This window comes from Cobetia sp. (assembly GCF_983723665.1).
Map to the genome: position 1 here is coordinate 2,871 of NZ_CFDJES010000141.1, position 4,017 is coordinate 6,887.

Sequence of the window (4,017 nt, forward strand, 5' to 3'; positions counted from 1 at the left end):
AAGGCGATGGATCAGGACGGGAAGGCGAACTGGGCGCCTTCACGCAGACCGGCGGAAGGCCAGCGCTGGGTGATGGTCTTGCGGCGGGTGTAGAAGCGCACCGCATCCGGGCCGTAGGCGGACAGATCGCCGAACAGCGAGCGCTTCCAGCCGCCGAAGCTGTGATAGGCGACCGGTACCGGCAGCGGCACGTTGATGCCGACCATGCCGACCTGGATGTGATCACTGAAGTAGCGGGCGGCTTCGCCATCACGGGTATAGATGCAGGTGCCATTGCCGTATTCGTGATCATTGATCAGCTGCATGGCGGCTTCCATCGAATCGGCGCGCACGACCAGCAGCACCGGGCCGAAGATCTCTTCCTGGTAGCAGGTCATCTCCGGGGTGACGCCATCGATCAGGGTGCCGCCGACGAAGAAGCCGTTCTCGCCGCCTTCGACCTGCGGATTGCGGCCATCGACCACCACCGTCGCGCCTTGCTGCTCGGCGCTGTCGATGTAGCCGACCACCTTGTCGCGATGGGCTGCGGTGATCAGCGGGCCGAAATCATTGCCCTTGTCGCTGTAGATGCCGACCTTGAGGCCTTCCATCTGCTGCTTCATCTGCGCGATCAGCTTGTCGGCGGCGTCATCGCCCACGGCCACCGCGACGGACAGTGCCATGCAACGCTCACCGGAAGAGCCGAAGGCGGCGCCATTCAGTGAGTTGGCCACGTATTCCATGTCGGCGTCCGGCATCACGATGGCGTGGTTCTTGGCGCCACCGAGGGCCTGACAGCGCTTGCCGTTGGCCGCGGCGCGGCTGTAGATGTATTCAGCGATCGGGGTGGAACCGACGAAGCTGACCGCCTGGATGCGCGGGTCGTCCAGCAGCGTATCGACGGCTTCCTTGTCGCCATTGACGACATTCATGACGCCGGCCGGCAGTCCGGCCTCCATCAGCAGCTCGGCGATGAACAGCGTGGAGGTCGGGTCGCGCTCGGAGGGCTTGAGGACGAAGGTGTTGCCGCAGGCGATCGCCATCGGGTACATCCACAGCGGCACCATGGCCGGGAAGTTGAACGGCGTGATGCCGGCAACCACGCCCAGCGGCTGGAATTCGCTCCAGGAATCGATGCCCGGGCCGGTATTGCGGCTGTGCTCGCCCTTGAGCAGTTCCGGGGCGCTGCAGGCATATTCGACATTCTCGATGCCGCGCTGCAATTCGCCCAGCGCATCGTGACAGATCTTGCCGTGCTCCTGACCGATCAGGCGGGCAATCTCGTCGGCATGTTCTTCCAGCAGCTGCTTGAAGCGGAACATCACTCGGGCGCGCTTGATCGGCGGCGTGTTGCGCCATTCCGGGAAGGCGGCCTCGGCGGCCGCAATGGCTTCCTCGACCGTTGCCTTGCTGGCCAGGCGCACCTGGCCGCCGACTTCGCCGGTGGAGGGGTTGAAGATGTCCTGGGTACGACCTTCGCTGTGATCGATGTTGCCGTTGATGAGGTGTCCGAGCGTCTTCATTGGGTGGGCTCCCTGAGATGACTTGTGAAATGAATGGCGATGAATGAAGTGGTGTTGATCGTCAGTTCTGAATGTTGATGGTCAGTCTTGAGCGTCGATCGTCAGTCCTGGGCGGCGAAGGCATCGCCGAGGGCATTGATCAGGCGGTCCAGCTCGTAGTGTTCGGTGATGAACGGCAGGCCCAGCTGGATGGTGTCGCCGCCGTAACGGACATAGAAACCGGCCTTCCAGCAGTGCATGGCAATCTCATACGGGCGCCGCGCCGGCTCGCCGGGATAGGCCTCGACCTGCAGGGCACCGGCCAGGCCGTAGTTGCGGATGTCGCTGATGTAGCGCGTGCCCTTGAGTTCGTGCAGCTTCTTCTCGAATACCGGACTCAGCTCGCGGACGCGGGAGATGAGCTGGTCGTTCTCGAGCACGTCGAGGGCTGCCAGCGCCGCGGCACACGCCACCGGGTGACCGGAGTAGGTGTAGCCGTGGGGAATCTCCATCATGTAGTCGGGGCCGCCGTTGTCCATGAAGGTCTGGTAGATGTCGCCCTTGACGACCACGGCGCCCATCGGCACCGCGCCATTGGTGATCTGCTTGGCGACGTTGAGGATGTCCGGCGTGACCCCGAATTCCTCGGCGCCGCTCATGGCGCCCATGCGTCCGAAGCCGGTGATGACCTCATCGAAGATCAACAGGATGTCGTGCTGGTCGCATATCTCGCGCAGGCGCTTGAGATAGCCCACTGGCGGCGGCAGCACGCCGGCCGAGCCTGCCATCGGCTCGACGATGACGGCGGCGATGTTGGAGGCATCATGCAGCGCGATCAGCTCCAGCAGCTCATCGGCGCGCTCGGCGCCGGTCGTGGGCATGCCGGGCGTGAAGACATTTTCCTTGAGCAGGGTGTGCGGCAGGTGATCGGCATCGACCCCCTGGCCGTAGAGTGAGCGGTTGGCGCCGATGCCACCGACGCTGAAGCCGCCGAAGTTGACGCCGTGATAGCCCTTGCTGCGTCCGATCAGCTTGGTCTTGGTCGGCTTGCCCTTCTTGCGCCAGTAGGCACGCGCGATCTTCAGAGAGGTGTCGGCACTCTCGGAGCCGGAACCGGTGAAGAAGACGTGATCCAGCCCCTCGGGCATCAGCGTCTTGATGCGGTGTGCCAGTTCGAAGGCCTTGGGATGGCCGTACTGGAAGGCGGGCGCGTAATCCAGCTCGCGCAGCTGCGCGCTGACCGCCTCGGCGATCTCCGGACGGCAATGACCGGCACCGCAGGTCCAGAGACCTGACAGGCCATCGAAGATCTGACGGCCCTGTGAGTCCGTGAAGTAGGCCCCCTGCGCCTTGGTGATGATGCGCGGGTCCTGCTTGAACTGCCGATTGGCCGTGTAGGGCATCCAGTAGGCATCGAGCTGCTCCTGGCTCAAGCCTGCCTGGGCGGAAGGGGATGTATCGAAGGCGGTCATGATGTCTCCCACAGAGTGTGTTGTTGTTGGTTCTCGGCTCCTGTCGACTAGATTAGGAAGTCCTTTTGGTAAGATAAATGTCATTGTCTTTATCTTCAGGAAAGCATTTACTTAACTTTCCATGTCGTGAAACTCAGGAGGGCAGACCATGCGCAAGGACGGCATGAGGGGGCAGCTTGGCGATGCCGATCTGCGCTTGCTGCGCATCTTTCGCAAGGTGGTGGAGTGCGGCGGTTTCTCGGCGGCCGAGATCGAGCTCAATATCAGTCGCTCCGCCATCAGCATGGCGATGAGTGACCTGGAGGCGCGGTTGGGCCTCAAGCTCTGTCAGCGGGGGCGCAGTGGTTTCGCGCTCACCAATGAGGGAAGAGACGTGCATGAAGCTGCGATGCAGATGCTGGCGGCGGCAGAGGGCTTTCGCACACGCATCAATGGTCTGCATGCCTGGCTCAAGGGCGAGCTGAACATCGGCATCACCGACAATCTGGTCACCATGCCCGAGATGCACATCACGGATGCGCTGAGTGCGCTGAAGGGCCACGGCCCGGAGGTGATGATCAACATCCGCATGATTCCCCCCAACGAGATCGAGCGCGCCGTGCTGGATGGCCGCCTGCATACCGGGGTGATCCCGACGCTCAAGACGCTGCCGGGGCTCGAGTATCGCTCGCTCTATGAGGAAACCTCCTGCCTTTACTGCGCGCGGGGCCACGCGCTGTTTCGCGAGCCCCGCGCGGGCGATACCCTTGCGCGGGGGCGTCCGGTGGGCGAGGAAGAGATTCGCCAGCATGATGCGGTGCTACCGGCCTACGCGCAGACGCCTGCGATCAAGGCGCTGCATGAACCGCTCAAGGCCGCCGCTTCCGCGACTGACCGCGAGGGCATCGCCTTTCTGGTGCTTTCCGGGCGCTATCTCGGCTATCTGCCCACCCACTATGCCGAGCGCTGGGTGCGCGATGGCCAGATGCAGGCGCTCAGTCCGGTGGCCAATTCCTATGTCACTTATTACAGCGCCATCACGCGCAAGAGCCGCCCACCCAATCTGGTGCTGGAGCGTTATCTGA

Annotated in this window: 3 protein-coding genes; 1 reads left to right on the plus strand and 2 read right to left on the minus strand. The window is 63.2% G+C overall.

Annotation, left to right across the window (positions count from 1 at the left end):
- Positions 1–11: 11 nt before the first annotated feature.
- Both AC4FAH_RS12295 and aptA read right to left on the minus strand, forming a co-directional pair.
- Complete coding sequence (locus AC4FAH_RS12295) at positions 12–1,502, minus strand: CoA-acylating methylmalonate-semialdehyde dehydrogenase (RefSeq protein ID WP_043332153.1); 1,491 nt, start codon at positions 1,500–1,502, stop codon at positions 12–14.
- Positions 1,503–1,603: 101 nt separating this feature from the next.
- Positions 1,604–2,953 carry an omega-aminotransferase AptA gene (gene aptA / locus AC4FAH_RS12300; protein ID WP_286988084.1) on the minus strand — a complete coding sequence of 450 codons (1,350 nt, stop codon included), beginning with the start codon at positions 2,951–2,953 and terminating at the stop codon, positions 1,604–1,606.
- Between the two features lie 148 nt (positions 2,954–3,101).
- Here aptA and AC4FAH_RS12305 point away from each other — a divergent pair.
- On the plus strand, positions 3,102–4,017 hold a 916-nt coding region (locus AC4FAH_RS12305; RefSeq protein WP_490246111.1), incomplete at its 3' end, for a LysR family transcriptional regulator.

Coding starts and splice junctions, on each gene's coding strand:
- aptA (WP_286988084.1), bottom strand. CDS start 2,953: ATGACCGCCTTCGATACATCCCCTTCCGCCCAGGCAGGCTTGAGCCAG.
- AC4FAH_RS12295 (WP_043332153.1), bottom strand. CDS start 1,502: ATGAAGACGCTCGGACACCTCATCAACGGCAACATCGATCACAGCGAA.